Origin of the sequence: Flavobacterium cryophilum (genome assembly GCF_048286555.1) — a bacterium.
Classification (GTDB): Bacteria; Bacteroidota; Bacteroidia; order Flavobacteriales; family Flavobacteriaceae; genus Flavobacterium.
In genome coordinates this window covers 251,300-273,582 of record NZ_JBLVPZ010000002.1, presented here as the reverse complement: position 1 = coordinate 273,582, position 22,283 = coordinate 251,300, and the positions used below count along the sequence as shown (strand labels likewise).

At 33.9% G+C, this 22,283-nt stretch carries 21 protein-coding genes; 15 read left to right on the top strand and 6 right to left on the bottom strand.

Annotated elements, in window-relative coordinates:
• Nucleotides 1-7 precede the first annotated feature (7 nt).
• The 7 genes from ftsH to ACNQGJ_RS06600 all read left to right on the top strand — a co-directional run bounded on the left by ftsH (nucleotide 8) and on the right by ACNQGJ_RS06600 (nucleotide 5,937).
• Nucleotides 8-1,936: an ATP-dependent zinc metalloprotease FtsH gene (gene ftsH, locus ACNQGJ_RS06630; RefSeq protein ID WP_417972332.1), complete on the top strand. Its 1,929-nt coding sequence runs from the start codon at nucleotides 8-10 to the stop codon at nucleotides 1,934-1,936.
• Between the two features lie 118 nt (nucleotides 1,937-2,054).
• Nucleotides 2,055-2,657: an LUD domain-containing protein gene (locus ACNQGJ_RS06625; RefSeq protein ID WP_417972331.1), complete on the top strand. Its 603-nt coding sequence runs from the start codon at nucleotides 2,055-2,057 to the stop codon at nucleotides 2,655-2,657.
• Nucleotide 2,658: 1 nt separating this feature from the next.
• A complete protein-coding gene (locus ACNQGJ_RS06620; RefSeq protein ID WP_417972330.1) occupies nucleotides 2,659-3,549 on the top strand; it encodes a phosphatidate cytidylyltransferase in 891 nt (296 codons plus the stop codon).
• Entirely contained in the window at nucleotides 3,539-4,189 is a 651-nt protein-coding gene (locus tag ACNQGJ_RS06615) for a phosphatidylserine decarboxylase family protein (protein WP_417972329.1), read from the top strand. Before ACNQGJ_RS06620 ends, ACNQGJ_RS06615 begins: the two co-directional genes overlap by 11 nt.
• 2 nt (nucleotides 4,190-4,191) lie before the next feature.
• Entirely contained in the window at nucleotides 4,192-4,461 is a 270-nt protein-coding gene (locus ACNQGJ_RS06610; protein WP_417972328.1) for an acyl-CoA-binding protein, read from the top strand.
• A gap of 7 nt (nucleotides 4,462-4,468) precedes the next feature.
• Entirely contained in the window at nucleotides 4,469-5,242 is a 774-nt protein-coding gene (locus ACNQGJ_RS06605) for a superoxide dismutase (protein ID WP_417972327.1), read from the top strand.
• A gap of 251 nt (nucleotides 5,243-5,493) precedes the next feature.
• Nucleotides 5,494-5,937, top strand: a complete 444-nt coding sequence (locus ACNQGJ_RS06600) for a hypothetical protein (protein ID WP_417972326.1) — start codon at nucleotides 5,494-5,496, stop codon at nucleotides 5,935-5,937.
• Between the two features lie 65 nt (nucleotides 5,938-6,002).
• On the opposite strand, the gene ACNQGJ_RS06595 is transcribed toward ACNQGJ_RS06600, so the two are convergent.
• Nucleotides 6,003-7,862 (bottom strand): alpha-amylase family protein, encoded by a 1,860-nt coding sequence (locus tag ACNQGJ_RS06595; RefSeq protein WP_417972325.1) that lies wholly within the window; start codon nucleotides 7,860-7,862, stop codon nucleotides 6,003-6,005.
• A 273-nt stretch (nucleotides 7,863-8,135) separates the two neighbouring features.
• Here ACNQGJ_RS06595 and ACNQGJ_RS06590 point away from each other — a divergent pair, with 273 nt between their 5' ends.
• The 8 genes from ACNQGJ_RS06590 (at nucleotide 8,136) to hemN (ending at nucleotide 18,350) form a co-directional block, all read left to right on the top strand.
• Complete coding sequence (locus tag ACNQGJ_RS06590; protein ID WP_417972324.1) at nucleotides 8,136-9,764, top strand: OstA-like protein; 1,629 nt, start codon at nucleotides 8,136-8,138, stop codon at nucleotides 9,762-9,764.
• 70 nt (nucleotides 9,765-9,834) lie between these two features.
• Nucleotides 9,835-11,022: an aspartate aminotransferase family protein gene (locus ACNQGJ_RS06585; protein WP_417972323.1), complete on the top strand. Its 1,188-nt coding sequence runs from the start codon at nucleotides 9,835-9,837 to the stop codon at nucleotides 11,020-11,022.
• A gap of 255 nt (nucleotides 11,023-11,277) precedes the next feature.
• Entirely contained in the window at nucleotides 11,278-12,681 is a 1,404-nt protein-coding gene (locus tag ACNQGJ_RS06580; protein ID WP_417972322.1) for a tetratricopeptide repeat protein, read from the top strand.
• On the top strand, nucleotides 12,674-13,423 hold the full coding sequence (locus ACNQGJ_RS06575) for a shikimate dehydrogenase family protein (RefSeq protein ID WP_417972321.1): 750 nt from the start codon (nucleotides 12,674-12,676) through the stop codon (nucleotides 13,421-13,423). Before ACNQGJ_RS06580 ends, ACNQGJ_RS06575 begins: the two co-directional genes overlap by 8 nt.
• Before the next feature lie 320 nt (nucleotides 13,424-13,743).
• Entirely contained in the window at nucleotides 13,744-15,774 is a 2,031-nt protein-coding gene (locus ACNQGJ_RS06570) for a DUF349 domain-containing protein (RefSeq protein WP_417972320.1), read from the top strand.
• A gap of 142 nt (nucleotides 15,775-15,916) precedes the next feature.
• Nucleotides 15,917-16,264, top strand: coding sequence for a hypothetical protein (locus ACNQGJ_RS06565; RefSeq protein WP_417972319.1), 348 nt, complete (start codon nucleotides 15,917-15,919; stop codon nucleotides 16,262-16,264).
• Between the two features lie 114 nt (nucleotides 16,265-16,378).
• Nucleotides 16,379-16,855, top strand: coding sequence for a hypothetical protein (locus ACNQGJ_RS06560; RefSeq protein ID WP_417972318.1), 477 nt, complete (start codon nucleotides 16,379-16,381; stop codon nucleotides 16,853-16,855).
• Between the two features lie 130 nt (nucleotides 16,856-16,985).
• A complete protein-coding gene (gene hemN, locus ACNQGJ_RS06555) occupies nucleotides 16,986-18,350 on the top strand; it encodes an oxygen-independent coproporphyrinogen III oxidase (protein ID WP_417972317.1) in 1,365 nt (454 codons plus the stop codon).
• Between the two features lie 71 nt (nucleotides 18,351-18,421).
• Here the strand turns inward: hemN and ACNQGJ_RS06550 are convergent, their stop codons facing one another.
• The 5 genes from ACNQGJ_RS06550 to ACNQGJ_RS06530 form a co-directional block, all read right to left on the bottom strand.
• Entirely contained in the window at nucleotides 18,422-19,123 is a 702-nt protein-coding gene (locus ACNQGJ_RS06550) for a sulfite exporter TauE/SafE family protein (RefSeq protein ID WP_417972316.1), read from the bottom strand.
• Nucleotides 19,124-19,196: 73 nt separating this feature from the next.
• Entirely contained in the window at nucleotides 19,197-19,649 is a 453-nt protein-coding gene (locus ACNQGJ_RS06545) for a FixH family protein (protein ID WP_417972315.1), read from the bottom strand.
• 42 nt (nucleotides 19,650-19,691) lie between these two features.
• On the bottom strand, nucleotides 19,692-21,110 hold the full coding sequence (gene ccoG, locus ACNQGJ_RS06540; protein WP_417972314.1) for a cytochrome c oxidase accessory protein CcoG: 1,419 nt from the start codon (nucleotides 21,108-21,110) through the stop codon (nucleotides 19,692-19,694).
• Between the two features lie 75 nt (nucleotides 21,111-21,185).
• Nucleotides 21,186-22,085: a cbb3-type cytochrome c oxidase N-terminal domain-containing protein gene (locus tag ACNQGJ_RS06535; RefSeq protein ID WP_417972313.1), complete on the bottom strand. Its 900-nt coding sequence runs from the start codon at nucleotides 22,083-22,085 to the stop codon at nucleotides 21,186-21,188.
• A gap of 27 nt (nucleotides 22,086-22,112) precedes the next feature.
• Nucleotides 22,113-22,283, bottom strand: coding sequence for a CcoQ/FixQ family Cbb3-type cytochrome c oxidase assembly chaperone (locus ACNQGJ_RS06530; protein WP_417980327.1), 171 nt, complete (start codon nucleotides 22,281-22,283; stop codon nucleotides 22,113-22,115).

Genomic DNA, 22,283 nt, shown 5'->3' with positions numbered 1-22,283 from the left:
CCTAGTAATGGCTAAAGATAATAATCCAAATTCGAATAAGTTTAAAGTAAGCCCTTGGTTAATTTATACTGCAATATTATTAATTTTCTTGTTTATAAGTTTTTTAACTGGCGGTTCTAGTTTAAACGAGCCAGGTCAATTAACTGCTTCTAAATTTAACGAGTATTTACAAAAAGGCCAGATTGAAAAAGTTATAGTTTACAATAAAACAGAAGCTGAAGTTTTTCTTAATGCCGCAGCTATAAAAGAAGCTGCACATAAAAAAGTTTCCAAAGACGTTTTTGACAGACCTAATAAAGGGCCTCATTACTCTTTTGACATTGGTAACGATCAAATTTTTCAAACCAAACTGGAAAAGGCCGTTACTGAAGGTAAACTGAAAGATTTTAACTTCTTGCCAAAAAACAATTGGTCGGATATTTTGATCAGCTTATTACCAATCATAATTATTATAGCCGTTTGGATATTTATTATGAGAAAAATGTCTGGTGGTGGCGCTGGTGGCGGTGGCGGACAGATATTTAATATTGGAAAATCAAAAGCTAAACTTTTTGACGAAAAAACCGATATCAAAACTACTTTTAAAGATGTAGCGGGACTAGAAGGTGCAAAAGAGGAAATTCAAGAAATCGTTGAATTCCTTAAAAATCCTGAAAAATACACTAACTTGGGTGGTAAAATACCAAAAGGAGCCTTATTGGTCGGGCCTCCAGGAACTGGGAAAACCCTACTGGCAAAAGCCGTAGCTGGTGAAGCCCAAGTACCATTCTTCTCGTTGTCTGGTTCTGATTTTGTTGAAATGTTTGTAGGTGTGGGTGCTTCACGTGTGCGTGATTTATTCAAACAAGCCAAAGAAAAATCTCCAGCAATTATATTCATTGATGAAATTGATGCAGTAGGTAGAGCTCGAGGAAAAAGTAATATGTCCGGTGGAAATGATGAGCGTGAGAATACATTGAACCAATTATTGACAGAAATGGACGGTTTTGGTACTAATTCTAATGTCATTGTATTAGCTGCGACAAACAGAGCTGACGTTCTGGATAAAGCGCTAATGCGGGCAGGTCGATTTGACAGACAAATATTTGTAGACTTACCAGACATTCGGGAACGTGCTGAAATTTTCAAAGTACACCTAGCTCCTCTGAAAAAAGTTGATGGTTTGGATACTGACTTTTTAGCCAAACAAACGCCAGGTTTTTCTGGTGCAGATATTGCAAATGTGTGTAATGAAGCTGCTTTGATTGCCGCTAGAAACAATAAAACAGCAGTAGACAAACAAGATTTTCTTGATGCAGTAGATAGAATTGTGGGTGGTCTCGAAAAGAAAAATAAAATCGTAACTCCTGATGAGAAGAAAGCAATTGCTATTCATGAAGCAGGACATGCAACAGTTAGTTGGATGCTGGAACATGCCGCGCCATTAATTAAAGTTACAATTGTTCCTAGAGGACAAAGCTTAGGAGCCGCTTGGTATTTGCCAGAAGAACGTTTAATTGTTCGCCCAGACCAAATGCTAGACGAAATGTGTGCTACAATGGGTGGAAGAGCTGCTGAAAAGGTAACTTTTGACAGAATTTCAACAGGAGCTTTAAGCGATTTGGAAAAAGTTACAAAGCAAGCCCGTGCCATGGTAACAGTTTATGGTTTGAATGAAAAAATTGGAAATGTAACGTATTACGATTCAACAGGACAAAGCGAATACAATTTTTCTAAGCCTTATTCAGAAGAAACAGCTAGAGTTATTGATGAAGAAATTTCCTTACTAATTGAAAGTCAATACCAAAGAGCAATTCAAATATTAGAAGAGAACAAAGACAAACTAAATCAACTGGCAAATATCTTGATCGAGAAAGAAGTCATTTTTAAAGATGACTTAGAAGCTATTTTTGGAAAAAGAACATTTGATAAAAATCTTGAGGAAGTCGTATCCTAGAAAACATAAATATATTATTCAATTATTTGTAAAATCTTAATTCAAAAACTACTTTTGAATTAAGATTTTTTTATCTTTGGACGTTTTCAAATAATAATTTTTACTATTTTACAAAACTATGAGTCTTTTTAGAAAAATTTTTGGTTCCAGCAACCCGGCTTCTGACGAAGATCAAGAAAGTGAATTTAGTAAATCCAATGCTGATAACGCAACGTCTATAGATGAAAAATTTATCTATAATTTTAAAAAAAATGGTGGGAAGTTTTTGTATTGCGAAAACTCTGAAGAAGTAAAAGAACAATTTGAAAACATATTAGAAGAAAATGATTGGTTTGAAAGTGACGTTTTGTGTTATGAACCAAATCTTTTTGGAATGCTTGATGACAATAAACTTATCTACAACAAACCAGTAAACCCAAAGTTTCTTCTTGCAAGTTGCGAAAATTTAATTGCTGATGAAGGTTCTATCCTGTTCTCTTCTAAACAAATTAAACAAAACAAACCCAACGAATTACCTGCCAATATCATCATTATTGTAAATACAAGCCAAATTCTGGCAACGAAAAGCGATGGACTTAGCGCTATAAAAAAGAAATACGAAAGAGATTACCCTACAAATATTACTACAATAAAATATTTCGAAAAAGCTAAAGAAGAAGATTTTACCCAATACGGAAGTTCAGCAAAAAATCTATATTTGTTGCTTTTAGAAGATCTTTAAGATGAATGAAACTCTAAAACGAGGTATTTCAGGAGCTGTTTATATTATTTTATTACTTGCTTCTATTTTATACTCTACTGAAAGCTTTTTTATTCTATTTGGTATATTTCTTATTATTGCAGTGTATGAATTTTGTAATTTAATCCAAATACATACCGTATTTCCAATTCTTTTTGCAACAGCTTTATACACAATTGTTATTTTCCTAAGCCATTACAATAGCATTGTTACCACTAGCATCAATCAGATTTTTAATACTGATTTAGAAATAGCAATCAATATCCAACAATTAGATGTCATTTTATTGGTGATCGCCTTAGTCGTATCAATAAAATGCACTCTTTTTTTATTTTATGATAGCATTCAAAAAATAAGCACTTCATCAAAATACCTTTATTTATTAGGGTATATTATACTTCCTTTTATATTTATAACAAAAATTTCATTTGGAATAAATGATTACAATCCAAAAATTATAATTGGATTATTTATATTAATCTGGACTAATGACACCTTTGCCTATATCGTAGGTAAATCTATCGGCCGCACCAAATTACTTGAAAAAATATCACCAAAAAAAACAGTTGAAGGGTTCTTAGGCGGCATTGTCTTTGCCGTTTTGGCCGGTTATTTAATATCAAAATACTATATAAAAGCAAATCCTGATTTCAGCGACAGATCGATACTGATATGGACTTCAATAGCTGTTATTGTTGGAGTCGCAGGTACTATTGGAGATTTAATTGAATCCAAATTCAAGCGAATTGCAGGTGTGAAAGATAGTGGGAACATAATGCCTGGTCACGGAGGCATACTAGATCGATTAGATAGTGTTATATTTGTAGCACCAATTATATTTTTATTTTATCAAATTTTAAACTATGTTTCATAAAGAAGGAACCCAATCAATTTTATTAGGAACAATTTTCACAGCTGCAATCCTTTTATTGTCTGACAATTTCATTGACTCCAACTGGATCAAAATGGCGGTACAAATAGCTACTCTATTACTTTTGATTATTATATTGCAATTTTTCAGGAACCCAAAAAGAACGGCGGTAATCAATGAAAATCATATTTTAGCTCCTGTTGACGGTAAAGTTGTGGTTATCGAAGAAGTGTTTGAAAACGAGTATTTCAAAGACAAACGTTTGCAAATCTCCATTTTTATGTCGCCAATAAACGTTCATGTTACGCGTTATGGATTAAGTGGAATTGTAAAATTCAGCAAATATCATCCTGGGAAATTTTTGGTGGCTTGGCATCCGAAAGCTAGTGAGGAAAACGAAAGAACTACAGTTGTCATTGAAAATAAAACATTTGGTGAAATTTTATACCGTCAAATTGCTGGAGCTTTGGCACGAAGAATCGTAAATTATGCCGAAGAAGGAATGCAGGTAATTCAGGGAACTGATGCTGGTTTTATAAAATTTGGTTCAAGAGTAGATATCTTTTTACCATTAGGAACACAAGTAAATGTTGTACTGAATCAAAAAGCAATCGGAGGAAAAACTATTATTGCTACAAAATAAGCATGATTGAAAAAGATTTAGATACTCAGTTTTTAGAAGCAGTTGAAATAGCCTCTGAAATGACACAAGCTTCTTTACCGCAAGATGTCCAATTAAGACTTTATGCTTTTTACAAACAGGCTACTTTGGGAACTTTAGATTTAAAACAAACAACTAACTATCATTTGAGAGACGCTTTCAAAACGAATGCTTGGATGCAAATTAGCCATCTTACTGCTGACCAAGCCAAAGAACAGTACATCGAAATTATCACTACTCTTTTGAAAAAATAAAATCCGCATGAAAAAAATATTTTTTTTGATATCCAACCTACTTTTAGTTTCGTTATTACTTTCTTGCAACAATAAAAAACTAACTGAAGTTGTTGATGTTCCGCTTCCTACAGTCCAAGAAAAACTAGCGATGGGCCTTCCTGACGACGTGAAGGCAAATGAAGGTTCATTTCAACTGGAAAAATTACCTTATTCCTATGATGCATTAGCCCCAAGCATTTCAGCTTCTACTTTAGAAATGCATTATTCGAAACATTATCTGACCTATACTAACAATTTGAATCGGGCATTAACAGGCACTCCACTTGAAAACCTAACTATTGAAGAGGTCTTATCTAAACTAGATCTCAATGATGCAAATCTTAGAAATAATGCTGGCGGTTATTACAATCACACTTTATACTGGCAGAGCATGGCTCCCAAAGCTGGCGGACAGCCTCAAGATGTTTTAGCAGAAGCAATCACTAAAAAATTTGGATCCTACGAAGATTTTACGTCATTATTTAAAAATGAAGCAGAAAAACTATTTGGTTCTGGCTGGGTTTGGCTAGTGGTAGACAGAACGGGTCAATTACAGATTACCAGTACTCAAAATCAGGATAATCCTTTAATGGCAAATGCTTTAATCCAAGGAAAACCTATTCTTGCTTTAGACATTTGGGAACACGCTTATTATTTGGATTACCAATACAAAAGAAAAAATTATGTCGATTCTTTTTTCAATGTAATCAATTGGAAAAAAGTGGGTGAGAATTATGAATTTGCATTAAATAAAAAATAGTTAAACTACATCTTCTTCGCTAATGAAGATGTTGAATTTTTTAATTTTAGCATATCATTTTGCCCTATTGACTAACAAATGTTTGGCGCTATACTCTTTTTTGACAAATAAAGTTTTAATTTTGTAGTCTGTACTTTGGATTCCACCCTAAGTGTGAATTTCATAACTTATTTATGAATTTATATAAGAAGCACCATCACAAAAAGAATCAATTTTGTAGAATAGTTTTAATAAACAAAATCTAAAATAAAATGAAAACAATACAATCTAATTTTTTTTCGAAAAATATTTATTTAAGTTTTTTTTTGGCATTCCTATTTCTTTCATTTACCTCATGTGCCAAAAAAGTTGCTTTTCAAAGCTCCTCTGTAGTTCCTGCTGCTCGCGGACAGGTTACTATTAAAAAAGATGATAATAAGAATTATCTAATTAAAGTTAAAATTGATAATTTAGCCGAGGTAAAACGACTGGAATCGTCGAAAAACACTTATGTCGTTTGGATCGAAACAGAAGAATCACGCATAAAGAATATTGGGCAAATTAAAAGTGAAACTAACTTTATTTCCTCAAAACTGAAAGCATCGTTTGAAACCGTAACCGCATTTAAACCCTCAAAAATATTTATTACCGCAGAGGATAATGCAGATGTACAATATCCGGGATCATCGATGATATTAGAAACAAAAAGATTCTAAAAAAACGAATGGTAAAAAGTAAAAAGGGTAAAATATTAATTTATTTTACCCTTTTTTATGTATACTTATAATTGATATATAAACGATTCTGATGGAGCGATCGTAATTTGTGCTTTTCCTTCTCCATTCAATACCTGCAGCCGAACGGAATTTTTTTTGTTTAATTGATCCGTTACGGTATAATCTCCGTCTTTCAAATTCCATTTTTGTATGATATCCGAAGGAATTTTTAATTCGAAATTGCTAGTGGAAAGCCAAGAAAAATTAGTTACAATTATTAATTTTTGAGTATCAGACCAACGTGTGAAAGCATAAATTCCTGGATCGTAACCTTGCGTTGTTTGGCGATTCACTGTTTGAATTTCTTGAAATTTCCCCATTAACGCCGAACTATTTAAAGAAAAATTAAGCAATTTTTTATAAAAATCCCGCAACTCTTTTTCCTCTTTTGTTGACTGGCCTCCATCAAATTTCCCTCCATTCATCCAGCGTTGATGATTAGGAACTCCGATGTAATCAAAGATTGAAGTTCTGGAATGAGTTCCAAATCCTGCATTTTCGTTTCCGGCCTCTCCTACTTCCTGACCAAAATAAACCATCGTAGGTGACGTGCTTATGGTAGTTGAAACCACCATCAAAGGCTTCCCTTTTTGTGGCGTTCCCGCAAATTCCGGACTGGCTAATCGCTGCTCATCATGATTGTCAAGAAAATGTAACATGTGATGTTCAATATCTGCCACTCCGTTTTGAATGTCTGATAATCCATCAGGCAATGCTCTTCCTTGAATGATATCTTTCAATTTATCATACGTTTCCACTTTATCATACAAATAATCCATTTTACCTAAATGAATGTAATTTCTGTATTCTTTAGGATTGTAGACTTCGGCTAATAAAAAAGCATCCGGATTATTTACTTTAATGGCTGAATTCATGTAACTCCAAAATTCATACGGTACCATTTCGGCCATGTCAAATCTAAAACCATCAACTCCTTTTGCAGTCCAATACAAAGCAATGTCTTTAAATTTGTCCCACGAATTCGGAACATCTTTTCCTTTCCAAAAATCGAAATGTTCCTGATAGGATTTCGTATCAAAACCAGCAGGAAGTTCCGGAAAATCTTTGGAACCATCCGGACGAATACCGTAGTTTACCTTTATGGTTTCATACCAGTCATTTCGATCTGGTTTTGCCATCCGGGAACCATTACCAGTCCATTTTGCTGGACTTTCTTCAAATTTACCATCTACCAACGGATTTTTTTCTCCATTTAATGGCTGATCCGTATCGGGAATTTCAAAATGCGTGTTTGGAATATAATAGAAGTTATTGTCTCTTTTGTATTCAACAGTTGTGTCATCATTAGCTCCAAAATCGCTAACTCCTACCGGATTATTCTTTCCTTCATATTTACGCGCAATATGATTGGGAACAATATCAATTATCACCTTTAATCCTGCTTGGTGTGTTCGCGCAATTAAAGCTTCAAATTCTTGTAACCGATTAGCAGGGTTTACGGCTAAATCGGGGTTTACATTGTAATAATCTTTTACGGCATAAGGAGAACCGGCGCGCCCTTTGACTACTTCCGGGTCATCATTAGAAATACCAATAGCTGAATAATCCCGAATTACAGCATGATGTGGAACTCCGGTGTACCAAATATAAGTAACGCCCAAATCTTTTATTTCCTGTAATGCTGTATTCGTAAAATCATTGAACTTCCCTACTCCATTTTCTTCAATGGTTCCCCACGGTTTGTTGGTGGTATTTTTATTTCCGAATAATCGGGTAAAAACCTGATATACCACTTCTTTTTTAGCCTCTTTCTGTTCCACGTTCATTTTTAAATCTTTCGTTTTACAAGCCGTTGCTAAAAGCACCATGCTTACCCCGGCAACAATAGTTGTTTTTTTCATCATAAAAATTATTTATACTGATTTCAATTCTTTTAACAGCAAATGAATATCAATTTTTAAATTTAATATTTTTTAAATATAAAGAAGTCTATATCGTTTAAAATTAAATAATTCAATTAAAAAAAAAGGATACTACAACGAAGGAGTTACACTGTTTGTTAATAACTTTAAAAGTTATATCTAATGTATTTTGGTCCCTTTTGCATAATTATAAATAAATCCTAATATGGATTAGGATTGTTTCCTTTTTCATAAATTTGACAAAAATTAAATCCATTGAAGAAATCGCTGTTTTTGCTTCGTTATTGTTTGATACTGCTTGTCACTACTTTGGCTTTGGCGCAAGCCCCAAAAAAAATTATTGTCGAAAACTCTGATTTTGCCGATGTAAACCAGGTCGAAATACCGGATGCATTATTGCTTATCGGAAACGTGCGTGTCAATCATGATGGTGTAGTAATGACATGTAATAAAGCGTATTATTTCCAAAAGGAAAATTACATCAAGGCTTTTGGAAATGTACAAATGGTGCAAGGTGATACTTTATTCCTCAACAGTAAATATGCGGAATACAATGGAAATGTAAAAAAAGCATATGCGTCCGGAGATGCCGTAATGAGTTCCCCAGATGCTACTTTGACCACGGAAATAATTAATTTTGATCGAAACACTCAAGAAGTATTTTACGACACTCCCGGAACAATTACCAATAAAGACAATACTTTACAAAGTAATTCAGGAAGATATTATGTGACGCAAAAAAAATTCCAGTTCCTGACTGCGGTCACCATCACAAATCCAACGTATGTAATTAAATCAAATCATTTGGATTATTTCAGTAATTCCGGGCATTCCTATCTTTTTGGACCGTCAACAATTACCAGTAAAGCCAATTATATTTACACCGAAAAAGGATTTTATGATACCAAAAAAAATCTGGCGCATTTCCTCAATAAATCGTATATCAGATACGATGACCGAGTGATTAAAGGCGACAGTTTGTATTATGACCGAAACCGAGAATTTGCATCCGCAACACGCAATGTAAAAATTACCGATTCCATCAATCGCGGAATTGTCAAAGGTCATTATGCCGAAGTGTATAAAAAACTCGATTCGATGTACGTCACTAAAAGAGCCGTTGCGGTAAATTTTGTCGAAAATGACTCGGTTTACATCCACGGGAAAAAATTAATGGTCACGGGAAAAGAAGGAAACCGAATTATCAGAGCATTCAATAATGTCCGATTTTTCAAAACAGACATGAGTGGTAAATGTGATTCTATTCATTCAAGTTCTATGACAGCGTTGACAAAAATGATTGGAAATCCGATACTTTGGAACGCAGAAAACCAAATTACAGGCGATGTAATGCATCTTATAGGCAACAACAATACTCAAAAACTAGATTCACTCAAAGTACTCAATAACACGTTTTTAGTTTCCAGAGACACCATAGGAACCGGTTATAATCAAGTTAAGGGACAAAATCTCTATGGCAAATTTGAGGAAGGAAAACTCCACGATGTCGATATTGTAAAAAATGCGGAAGTTATTTACTATATGCGGAACGAAGCGCAGGAACTCATTGGTATCAATAAAAATAAAAGTAGTAAAATCAATCTTATTTTAGAAAAAAATGAGATTGAAACTATTACCTTTTTTCATCAAGTGGATGGCGATATTTTCCCCGAAAAAGATCTACCAGAAAATGCCCGTAAACTGCGAGGATTAGTCTGGCGCGGCGATGAACGAATAAAATCCAAGGACGATATTTTTCCTCCTGAAGAAAATGAAGACAACGATAAAATAGCCAAAGCTACCGAGGCAGCGGAAGCGAAAGAAGATGTTCCTCTGAAAATTCGAAAAGAAACCCTGAATTACGATAAGAAGAAAGTAAAGTAATCAGTGGTCAGTCACAATTTTCAGATTACAGTTCTCCAAATTTAACAGATAAACGATTAAACAAGTAACCGTGAATTCAGATTTCCTAAAATACCAAGCGCAAACCTCACCATATCCATTAGGTTTGGAAGTGTCACATGCTGCAGGTTCCTATATTTACGACACCAATGCTAAAAAATACTTAGATTTTGTGGCCGGAGTTTCCGCTTGTCCGCTTGGACATCAACACCCAAGAGTCAATCAAGCGATCAAAGATCAGTTAGACAAATATTCGCACGTCATGGTGTACGGTGAATATTCACAAAGTCCAGCCGTTCAATATTGCAAATTGCTAGCGTCGCTCTTACCGGCGTCTTTAGACAAAACCTATTTAGTAAATTCAGGAACAGAGGCCATTGAAGGCGCCTTAAAACTCGCCAGACGCAGCACAGGAAGAAGTCAATTGATTTCGTGCCACAATGCGTATCACGGCAATACTATGGGCTCGATGAGTGTAATGGGATTTGAAGAACGCAAAAGAATTTTTCGCCCATTGATTCCAGATGTTGATTTCATTACTTTTAACAACGAAGACGATTTACAAATAATAACGACTAAAACCGCAGGAATTATTCTGGAGACCATTCAAGGTGGCGCCGGATTTATTCAGCCCCATAATGATTTCCTTAAAAAAGTTCGTCAACGCTGTAATGAAGTAGGCGCGATAATGATTTTGGACGAAATTCAACCAGGTTTTGGGAGAACCGGAAAACTTTTCGGATTCCAAAATTATGATGTCGTTCCCGATATTGTAGTCATGGGAAAAGGTATGGGCGGCGGTATGCCAGTGGGGGGATTTACCGCTTCATCTGCCATGATGGATTTGTTGAGCGATAATCCAAAACTAGGTCATATTACCACCTTTGGAGGACACCCTGTCATTGCGTCAGCCTGTTTAGCGACTTTGCAGGAAATTACTGAGACCAATCTTATGGCCGAAGCGATGGAAAAAGAAAAGCTATTTAGATCACTTTTGGTACATCCTTTGATAGTAGAAATAAGAGGAAAAGGATTAATGCTGGCAGCAATGACCAAAAGCGCCGATATAACAAACGAAGTGATTCTTAAATGTCAAGACAAAGGACTCATTTTATTCTGGTTACTATTTGAAGAATGCGCCATTAGAATAACACCTCCTCTTACCATTTCTGAAGAAGAAATACGAGAAGGTTGCCGCATTTTACTTGAAGTAATGGATGAACTGATGATTGAAGAGTGATGATAAACGATTTTTGATTGCAGAAGTTGAAATAGTTATTCAAAACAATTGAAAAAATTGGGAGCTGTTTCTATCCATTATAATCTTTACTTTTTTAAAAAAAAGTAAAAGGATTTCCACTTTTACAAGGGCTATGGCATCCGTTTAAACCAAAGCTATTTTTGTTAATTAAATTGTTCACAACAATTCTGACTTTCCCTCCCATTACACGTACGATTCCCTAAATTTATTTAGGCCAAATTAAAAACACATAGTATGCAATTAAGCAACGAAGAAGACGACTATAATTTATCCCTGTCAAAATTTGAGTCCATGTTAAAAACTAACAAAGTACTCTTTTTTGACTCCGAAGAATTTGAAGAAATTATTCTTCATTATCTCGATATGGGCAAGGCTGCTTTGGCAAAAAAAGCACTGAAACTAGCACTGGAACAACATCCAAAATCTACCGGACTAAAATTAGTCCAAGTGGAAATGTTAGTCTACGATGACAAACTCGAGTTAGCCGAAAAGCTATTGAACGAGTTGTACGCCATTGAACCGACCAACGAAGAAATTTACATTCAAAAAGCCAACATCTGCTCCAAAAGAGACCAACACGAAAAGGCGGTTGAATATTTACAAACCGCGCTAAAATACACAGATGATTATGCTGATGTCTACAATTTAATAGGCATGGAATATCTTTTTATGGACAATCTTGAAATGGCAAAAGAAAGCTTTATCAAGTGTTTAGAAGAAGATTTGGAAGATCAATCAGCACTGTACAACGTGGTATATTGTTTTGAATTTTTAGATCAAAACCAAGAAGCTATTTCTTATTTGATTAAATATATTGACAAAAACCCGTACAGCGAAATTGCTTGGCATCAACTGGGTCGTTTGCATTACGGCGTGAAAGAATACGAAAATGCGATTCGTGCCTTTGATTATGCTACTTTAATCGATGACGAATTCCTAGGCGCATTCATGGAAAAAGCAAAAGCCTACGAACGATTAAAAAAATATGACGAAGCCATTGAAAGCTACAGCAGAACTATTGAATTAGATGATGCTACTTCTTATGCCTTGCTACGAATGGGAAAATGCTATGAAAGATTAGGCAACAAAGCTTTAGCCTTGCAATATTTCAATCAAACCGTGCATGAAGATCCACTATTAGATAAAGGTTGGATTGCCATCACTGACTTTTATGTACGTCAAAAAAATTACCAAAAAGCGTTGTTTTATGTCAACAAAGCATTAGCCATTGACAACCAAAATCGTTTGTATTGGAAACGTTTTGCAACTATCAACAAACAAATGAACTTTTATGAAGAAGCTGAATTTGGATACCGAAAAGCAGTAGAATTTGGTGATTATGAATTAGATACTTGGTTGTTTTGGGTGGATATACTCCAGTTTTTAGGGGAGTTTGAAATGGCAATTCAAACATTATTACAAGCATCGGAGTATTTTCCGGAAGAGAATGAAGTTGAATACCGCTTAGCAGGATTGTATTTTATGCTGACGGATAACAAAAAAGCGAAATTCCATTTGAGCAACGCTTTACGATTGAATTTTGACAATTACATCCTTTTAGAGGATTTATTTCCAGTAGTTTGGGCAAAAAAAATGGTGCAAAATTATATTTCAAAACACAAAAACAATAATGATTAATATAGTTAGAAAACGGTTTGGATTATTAGGACGCAACATTAGTTATTCATTTTCGAAAGGATACTTCACAGATAAATTCAATACCGAAAATTTTGCTGGTTGTACTTACGAAAATTTTGATATTCCAGCAATAACAGCCTTTACAGAAGTAATTAAAAATACTTCGGATTTAAAAGGACTGAGTGTTACTATTCCATACAAGGAAGTTGTAATCCCTTTTCTCGATAAATTATCTAAAAAAGCGGAATTAATTGGTGCTGTAAATACCATTAAAGTTACCAAAAAAGGTAAGCTGAAAGGGTACAATACGGATTATTACGGCTTCAAAAAATCATTAGAACCATTATTGCTACCGCATCATAAAAAAGCCTTGATTTTAGGTACCGGCGGTGCATCAAAAGGAGTAGCTTTTGCTTTAGATGAACTGAATATTTCATATGCTTTCGTTTCGAGAGAAGCCAAAGAAAATGCGATCGACTACAACCAAATCAACGCGACAACATTCGAGAATTACCAAATTATAATCAACGCTACTCCGGTTGGAACAAGTCCTAATGAAGATGCATTTCCTTTGCTGCCGTATGAGTTTTTTACGGACAAGCACATTGCTTTTGATTTGATTTATAACCCTGCCGAAACACAATTCCTTAAAAAAGCAAAACAACAGGGAGCACAAATCAAAAATGGTTTGGATATGCTTATCTTTCAAGCAGAAAAAGCTTGGAAAATTTGGAATAAATAATCTAAATATGAAATTGACTTCTCATACGTTTCTAGATGCGTAAAAAACCACTTTCAGAGTGGTTTTTTTTTGAAATAAAAAACAAAAATTGATAAAAAACTCTCTTATACAGCTGTAAAACCCTAGCTCTTAACGCAGTATCGTCCTTTCTTATCTCGTATTCAAAGTCAAAAAAGATACCGCCTACAGCAGGAAATTGCTTTAAAAAAAAATAATTGCTAACCTAAAACGACTATAAATAAACGATTTATTTTGAAATTTCATACGCCTTCACTATCTTTCGTGTTCGATAAAAAATAGAAACCTTAAACATTGAGAAAATGTTAGAAGAAAAGAAAGATAACCTGCTTGAAGCAGATGGAAATTTAGAACACAATACTGCTGAATCTTCTCCATTAGAAGAAGAAGTTTTGGAAACTGAAATGGAAAAAGAAACGGTAGCGGAAACTACTGATGATGTTACTACTATTCCAGCGGAAGACAATGCAGAACCCGCAAATGATGCAGAGATACAAGCTCCTGAACCTATCAAAAAGAACCAGAACCAGAATGTCTTAGACGCTATTGCTGAAACAAATGCTGCGGAAAGTGAAGATGAAACGTTGAAAGAACGTCATGAAATTCCAATGCAGGATTATGATACATTATCACTTGAAGAACTGGTAAACGAGCTGAAAAGTTTGGTCACTAATGAAAAAACACTGTCTTTTAAGGATCATATTGAAGAAATCAAAAAAGCATTTTTAGCAAAATACAACCACTTTATTGAAGAGAAAAAAGAGGAGTTTCTAGCAGAAAATCATGATTCAAATGAAGAATTTCAATATCATTCGCCGCTAAAAGCAAATTTTGATAAATATTATTCTCTTTTTAGAGATACTAAAAACACCCATTTTAAGAGTTTACAAACAAACCTAAAAACGAATTTAGAAAACCGTTTGAGTATTGTTGAGGAACTGAAAGAGTTGATTAATCCGCAGGAAAACATCAAAGACACTTTAAAACATTTTAATGATTTAAGAGAACGATGGAAAAATGCCGGACCAATTCCAAAAGATAAATACAACCACGTTTGGAACAATTTTCATTTTCATGTAGAAAATTTTTACGATTATCTGCATTTAGACAGAGAAGCAAGAGATCTAGATTTCAAACATAATTTAGAACAAAAACAAAAAATTGTAGCGCGTGTTGAAGAATTGGTAAATGAAGCTGATATTAATAAAGCTTTTAGAGAACTACAAGATTTACATCGAATTTGGAAAGAAGACATTGGTCCAGTTTCGAGAGAAAATCGAGATGCGATCTGGAACAAGTTTAGTGATTTGACCAAACAAATGCATGATAAACGGGAAGTTTTGTTTGAAAATCAAAAAGGAACTGAACTTGAGAATTTAGAAAGGAAAAAAGAAATTATTGTCAAAATCGAAGTTCTAGCTACTGAAAAAGTAAACGCTCATACTCAATGGCTTGCTCAAATCGAAAAAGTAGAAGCCTTACGTACTGCTTTCTTCTCAGCTGGAAAAGTTCCATCGGATGTCAATGAGGAAACTTGGGCCAGTTTTAAAACTGCTGTAAGAGATTTTAATTCTTTCAAAAATTCATTCTATAAAGACATTAAGAAAGATCAAAGTGACAATTTAAGCAAGAAAACAGCTCTTGTTGCAAAAGCTAAAGAGTTACAGGAAAGTCTTGATTTTGAAGCTACTACACCGATCATGAAACAAATTCAGGATGAGTGGAAACAGATCGGACATGTACCACGAAAATATTCCGATAAAATCTGGAAAGAGTTTAAAGATGCCTGTAATCATTATTTTGACAAGTTAAAAGAGCAAAAGAATGAGGAAAATGGCGAAGAAGTAGAAGCTTTCAATAATAAAAAAGCGTACTTGGAAACATTGAGAGAATTTCAATTGTCTGGCGATCATAAAACAGATTTGGATGCGATAAAATTGCATATCGAAACCTGGAAAAACTTCGGAAAGGTACCTTTTCCAAGAAGACATATTGAAGGAAAATTTAATAAAATCCTGGATGCACTTTTTGAAAAATTAAGTTTAAGTAAGAAAGATACTGACATGATGCGTTTTGCTAATAGAATGGATCACTTATCTGAAAGTAATGATACTCGAAAACTAGATAACGAGAAGATTTTCATAATGCGCAAAATTGAGGAAGTTCAAAATGAAATTTTCCAGTTGGAAAATAATATTCAGTTCTTCACCAATACCAGAAATGCAAAAAAAGAAAATTCTATTGTATTAGAAGTTCGTAAAAACATTGCTATCCACAAAGAAAGCCTTGATATTTGGAAAGAAAAACTAAAACAACTAAGAAATCTTAACTAAGAATAAATCTTAGTTAACCTTTCATAAAAACCTCGATCTTTATTAGTTCGAGGTTTTTTTATGGGGAGAAAACTATCTAACTTTAACTTTCATTTATTAGAAAAAATTATATAAATCGAGTGACAAATTTTAGATTTGCTGAATGAATTGGTTTCGAAAAACAGTTGTTTTTATTGGGCTTTTAATAGCATTTTTATTTGTTTTTAGTGCAAATGAAGCTCCCATTCATACCATCCAATTGGAAAAATTAAGTTCTTCGGTTTCTGTTGACAGCATTCATTCTTCAGATTTCATACAACCTCAAGTAAGTAACACATTTACTTCCTATCCTAAAACTCCGGATTACACGATTGCAAAATACCTGGAAAATTTTCTGATTGCAATTCCGGATTTTAAAATTAGCACATTCTTTATTCGTTTCGCGAAACAAGACATCAATCGATGTGAGATGGTTTCGCTCCTACTCTTTCCTTTCCATTTTTTTTGGTGATTCGAAGCACTGATTTCGTAATTAGAAGATAGATTTATCTTCCATTCTGAATTGATTCCTTTTGGTTTTCAGTTCAACTTATCATGCTTTACAAATAACTAAAAAATAAAAAAAATGGATACATCCGTAACAATAATTGGTCTTATACTAACTTTAATAATTGCTATTCCTCTTTTCTATGTGATTCGATCAAATTCAATTAACAAAGCAAAAATCAAAGCCATAAAAAATAAGTTCAGTCAAAACAATCATTTTAATTTTGAATCGACCGAAACACAAAACAAAAAAGTATTGGCTTTAGACGAGAAAAATAAAGGATTTCTTTTGATCGATTTTAATGCAAAGGAAGAAGTTGTTTCTTTTTTAGATTTAAATACAGTTCAATCCTGCAAACTGGTTCCAACAACGGAGAATAATAGTGATACGATTCTAAAAATTGAATTTGAATTTCAATACAAAGAAGGCAAAAAAACAGCGTATATTTCATTTTACAAAATTGAGAATGATCAAATTGGTCAAATTTGTTTGTATGAGGATCATCAACTAGCCAAAAAATGGGCAAAAATGATTCAGGATTGCATCAACGTTTAAGCAATTGATTTGTTCTGCGAAAGAGGCTTTTAAAGCCTCTTTTTTTTGTAAAAGGTTTTTTCGATATGATAATTATCATTTTAATAATAGAGTAGTCGTTATACTTTTGAATAACGTTAAATGACTCGCCATGAAAAATTCTTTAATTCAAAAATACAATGTTCCAGGCCCGAGATACACCAGTTATCCAACGGTTCCCTATTGGGACGAAACTGATTTTACAGATGAGACTTGGGCCGAAACGTTAAAAAAATCATTTACAGAAAGTAATTCTTCAGAAGGTATTAGTTTATATATTCATCTGCCTTTTTGCGAAAGCTTATGCACTTTTTGTGGCTGTAACAAACGTATCACCAAAAATCATTCAGTTGAAAATCCGTATATAGAGGCCGTTTTGAAAGAATGGAAATTATATTGTAAAATCCTTGGACAAAAACCAACTATAAAAGAAATTCATTTGGGCGGAGGTACTCCCACATTTTTCTCCCCCAAGAATTTAGAGGATTTAATTAACGGAATTTTTTCTCACGCAATTAAAGCAAAAAACTATGAATTTAGTTTTGAAGGCCACCCCAATAATACCTCATACGAACATTTGCAAAAGCTGTACGATTTAGGTTTTAGACGAGTGAGTTTTGGCGTTCAGGATTATTCAGAAAAAGTACAAAAAGCAATCCACCGCCTACAGCCTTTTCATAATGTAGCCAAAGTTACATTTTGGGCCAGAGAAATTGGGTATACTTCTATAGGTCATGATATTATTTTTGGCCTGCCTTTTCAGGAAATTGAAGACGTTATAGATACTATTGAGAAAACAAAATCACTACAACCTGATCGATTGGCATTTTATAGTTACGCGCACGTTCCTTGGATTAAAGGAAATGGACAACGCGGTTTTAACGATGAAGACATTCCAAAAGATGATAAAAAGAGAATACTCTATGAAACTGGTAAAAAATTGCTGTATGAAAACGGGTATCATGAAATAGGAATGGATCATTTTGCTTTGGAAACCGATACTTTGCATAAAGCATTTCACGATGGAACATTACATCGTAATTTCATGGGTTATAGTTCCTCAAAAACACAATTGATGATTGGATTAGGCGTTTCTTCCATCAGTGACAGTTGGTATAGTTTTGCACAAAATGTAAAAAATTTGGAAGATTATTATCAAATGTTGGAATGGGATAAATTACCGGTTTTCCGAGGGCATTTGCTAACTATTGAAGACCTTATCATAAGGAAACACGTTCTGAATTTGATGTGCCAGTTTGAAACGTCTTGGGAAAACAAAGTGGGTTACTTTAATGAAATCCCAGACGTATTGATACAATTAAAAGAAATGGAAAATGATGAATTAGTAGTCATTAAAGACAATGGCATTGAAGTTACAGAAAAGGGAAAACCGTATGTTCGTAATATCTGCATGGCATTCGATTTACGTTTGAAAAGAAAAGCGCCGGAGACCGAATTGTTTTCCATGACAATCTAACTTTTTGCAAATTTTACAATATAAAAAAGCACGCCATTCAGCGTGCTTTAATTAGTTAAATATTTAAAAATTTAATGACAATTTGGATCCGATTGAATAAATAAGCTCATATTGGATGGAGAGATATAAGGAATTCCCAAGCCAAGTCCTCTTAAAATAAATAAGCAACCAATACATACCGCTACATAAGGAATCGCTTTTTGAATTTTGTTTCGAATAGGCATTGTTAAAAATGAATGAATGTACACCACGCTACTCATCAACGGAACGGTTCCTAATCCGAATAAAATCATATATAAAACGCCCAGACTTTCACTCTGCATGGCAATCGCACCAAACAAGGCAACATAAACCATTCCGCAAGGTAAAAAGCCATTTAACAAACCAATGGTAAATAAGGATTTGTAACTCTTGTCTCTAAACTGACTTCCTAACGCTGTTTTAATTTTGGCGATTAATTTAAAAACCGGCGTTGAAAAATTATATTTGGCAAAAAATTTACCTGGAATTACCACGACAATAATCATGGCTACACCTATGAAGATGGATAAAGTCTGTTGTAAACCAGCCATAAAAAAACCTTTACCAAGCAATCCAAAAATAAAACCAATAGTGGCATATGCTGTTAATCGTCCTAAATGGTAGGTAATAATTTGAGTAGCTTTCTTAGTCTGATTCGTTCTGTCTACGGGTAACATCATAGCAATAGGACCACACATTCCTATGCAGTGAAAGCTACTTATTAATCCGAAAATGAAGGCAGTATAAAGCATTTTTTTTAATATAATGTCATACTATAGAAAGTCTTAAAGTCATCAATTGACTTATTGACTTTTGTTTTTATGACTAATTGATATAAATCGTTTCTTTAGACAAATATGATTTTCCTTCATATTGCCATTCCATATTAATGTCCCATCGACCGCCTGCCAAACTTTTTTTAGGTATGAGCAAAGTAGTAGCATCAGATAAAGAAATTGGAATTTCAAAATCTAATTTTTTGTTAGACGGTCTGTAAAGGGACACTTTACCTTTGATATTTTTTGGAACAAATACTTTTGGGAACACTATTTCAATTCCATTTGAATCACTATTTATAGTTGGCTTTTGAGCCAAGTCTGCTACATTTTGAACACGAGTCATTTCTTCACCAAAATGTGCATCATGTTTGTAATATTCTTCTACAACCAGTTCATTATCATATTTCGAATCGGATTGTACTGTAAAAACAAAATACAAAATGAACGATATAAACAAACTAAAAGCGATTACTATCCCTGTTCCCCAGCTAATTTTCATGATCTATTTTTTTATAATTTCAAATCCTAAAATAAAAGGATATTAATCAAAACTTCGCGGACTCAAAAAGTTAGTGGTACTCGTTTCAATTTTTTCGGCTCCATTATAAACCTCAATTTTTAGTTTTGTTTTGTCGCTGTCCAATAAATTTTGGTTGATTTCAATAAAAAGGGTTCCGCTATTCATCCCTTGTTTTGGTATTTTAAAATCTTGCTTGCCGACTACTTTTAAAGTTCCTTTTATGTCTACCAATTTGAAATGTATTTCATTAAAGTCATTGTTGGTTTTGTTGATGATTTTAAAAGTATAAATGTTACTAATATTATCTCCTTTGTGTTCGAATAACTGACCCGGAAGCCTCAAAATAATGGCTTCTACATCCGAACGCAAAAACAATAATCCCACTAATATACCTGTTAAGATAAATAATATAGCAGAATAGCCTTTCATCCTCGGCGTAAACTTGAACTTACTATTTTTCTCGATTTCATCTTCAGATGCATAACGAATCAATCCTTTTGGCAATCCAATACCATCCATAATTGTATCGCATTCATCAATACAGGCGGTACAATTTACACATTCCATTTGTGTCCCGTTGCGGATGTCAATTCCGGTTGGACAAACATTTACGCATTGTCTGCAATCGATACAATCACCTTTCCCCGCTGCAGCTCTATCCTCTTGTTTATTGAATTTAGCGCGGCCAACTTCTTTTTCACCACGGACAAAATCGTAGGCTACATTTATAGATTTGTCATCTAATAAAACACCTTGTAATCTTCCGTATGGGCAGGCAATAATACACACTTGTTCTCTAAACCATGCAAAAATAAAATAGAAAACTCCTGTGAAAATCAGTAATGAAATCAAAGTACTGACATGGTTTTCTGGCCCCTCTTCAATCATTAGCAATAACTTATCGCTACTGATAAGATACGCCAGAAACACATTGGCAATAAAAAAAGAAATGATTAAAAACAGTGTCCATTTGAACGCTTTTTTTCTAATTTTATCTGCATTCCATTCCTGTTTTTCTAAACGTATCTGTGCGCCTCGATCTCCTTCAATCCAATATTCAATTCTGCGGAAAACCATTTCTAAAAAGATGGTTTGCGGGCAAATCCAACCACAAAATATTCGGCCAAAGATTACTGTAAAAAGGAGTACAAAAACAACTCCAACAATAATTATAAGAACGAAAAGATAAATATCCTGTGGCCAAAATGGAAATCCGAAAATATTGAATCTCCTTTCTAATATGTTGAACATCATGAATTGATTGCCATTTATCTTTATAAAAGGATTCGCAACAAGTACAATCAGTAAAAAATAACTCACCCATTTCCTGTAATCATAAAACTTTCCGGAAGGTTTTTTAGGGAAAATAATCTTTCTGTTCCCTTCTTCATCAATCGTCCCGATAGTATCTCTAAAAGCTTCGTCTGGTAATTTTGACATTTTATTGTATTTAACACACAAGTTCAATATTATTATTAAATTCTTAAGTTAAATAAAAACGTGTGTTTCTAATTGTTATTTAACTGTAACAGTACTATTTTCTTCCACCCAAACTTCCCCTTCCGGAGCTTTAGCATCTGGTGGATTACTTCCTTTCAATGAAAGAATGTAGCTGGCAACTTTTTGCATTTCTTTAGGTTTCAAGGTGCCTTTCCAAGCAATCATTCCTTTTCCGTCACGTCCTCCATTGACCAATGTATGAAATACATTTTTTATTCCGCCGCCTAAAATCCATTGCTCATCTGTTAAATTTGGTCCTATCTGACCTCCACCGTCCGCTCTGTGACAAGCCGCACAATTAGTTGTGAAAATTTCTTTTCCAGCAGCTAAATTGGCAGGGTCTGTCAACAAGGTCACCGTTTTTTCATCCATCATATCCGGAGCTGTTTTCATATATTCGGCAATATCGATTTTAGCTTGAGCAACTTCTTTCTGAAGTTCCATTTCCTGATTATCTGCGCCTAGCACTTCATACTGAACCATATAAACCACTGCGAAAACAATGGATGCATAGAATAAGTACACCCACCATGGTGGCAAATTATTATCTAATTCTTTAATACCGTCGTAATCATGCTCCAATAACAATTGATCTTCATTATCTGCCGACTTTGTTTTAGTCAGTTTTTCCATCAATTTTTTGTACCATTCACTATCTTTAAAACTCAGATTACTTGCTTCATTTAACTGGGTTTTTTGTTCCTCAGTCAGTAAATGGTAGGTAATATTATCTACTGCACTCAATGTGATTTCGATGGCTATCAAAAGGAAAAGGAATACGAATAAAAATACAGAAACCATTGGGAATCTTATAAAAGCGGGTTGATCTCCTGAGTCGATGAAATATTCCATTGCCATCATTACGGCAAAGAAAATAACAGGTACTCTAACGTATACCGGAATTAATTTTTTCATTTTCTAAATTTTAAAAAATTATACTGTTTAATTGTCTCTTAATGGAATTTGACTCAATTCATTTATTGTTTCTTTCTTATACGAGAAGACCCATAGACTCAGGCCCACGAAAAAGAAAAAGAAAATTAATAAAGATAAGATGGGATAGATCGTCACACCATCAATTGTTTCTAAATTGTGTTTTACTTGTTCAAACAT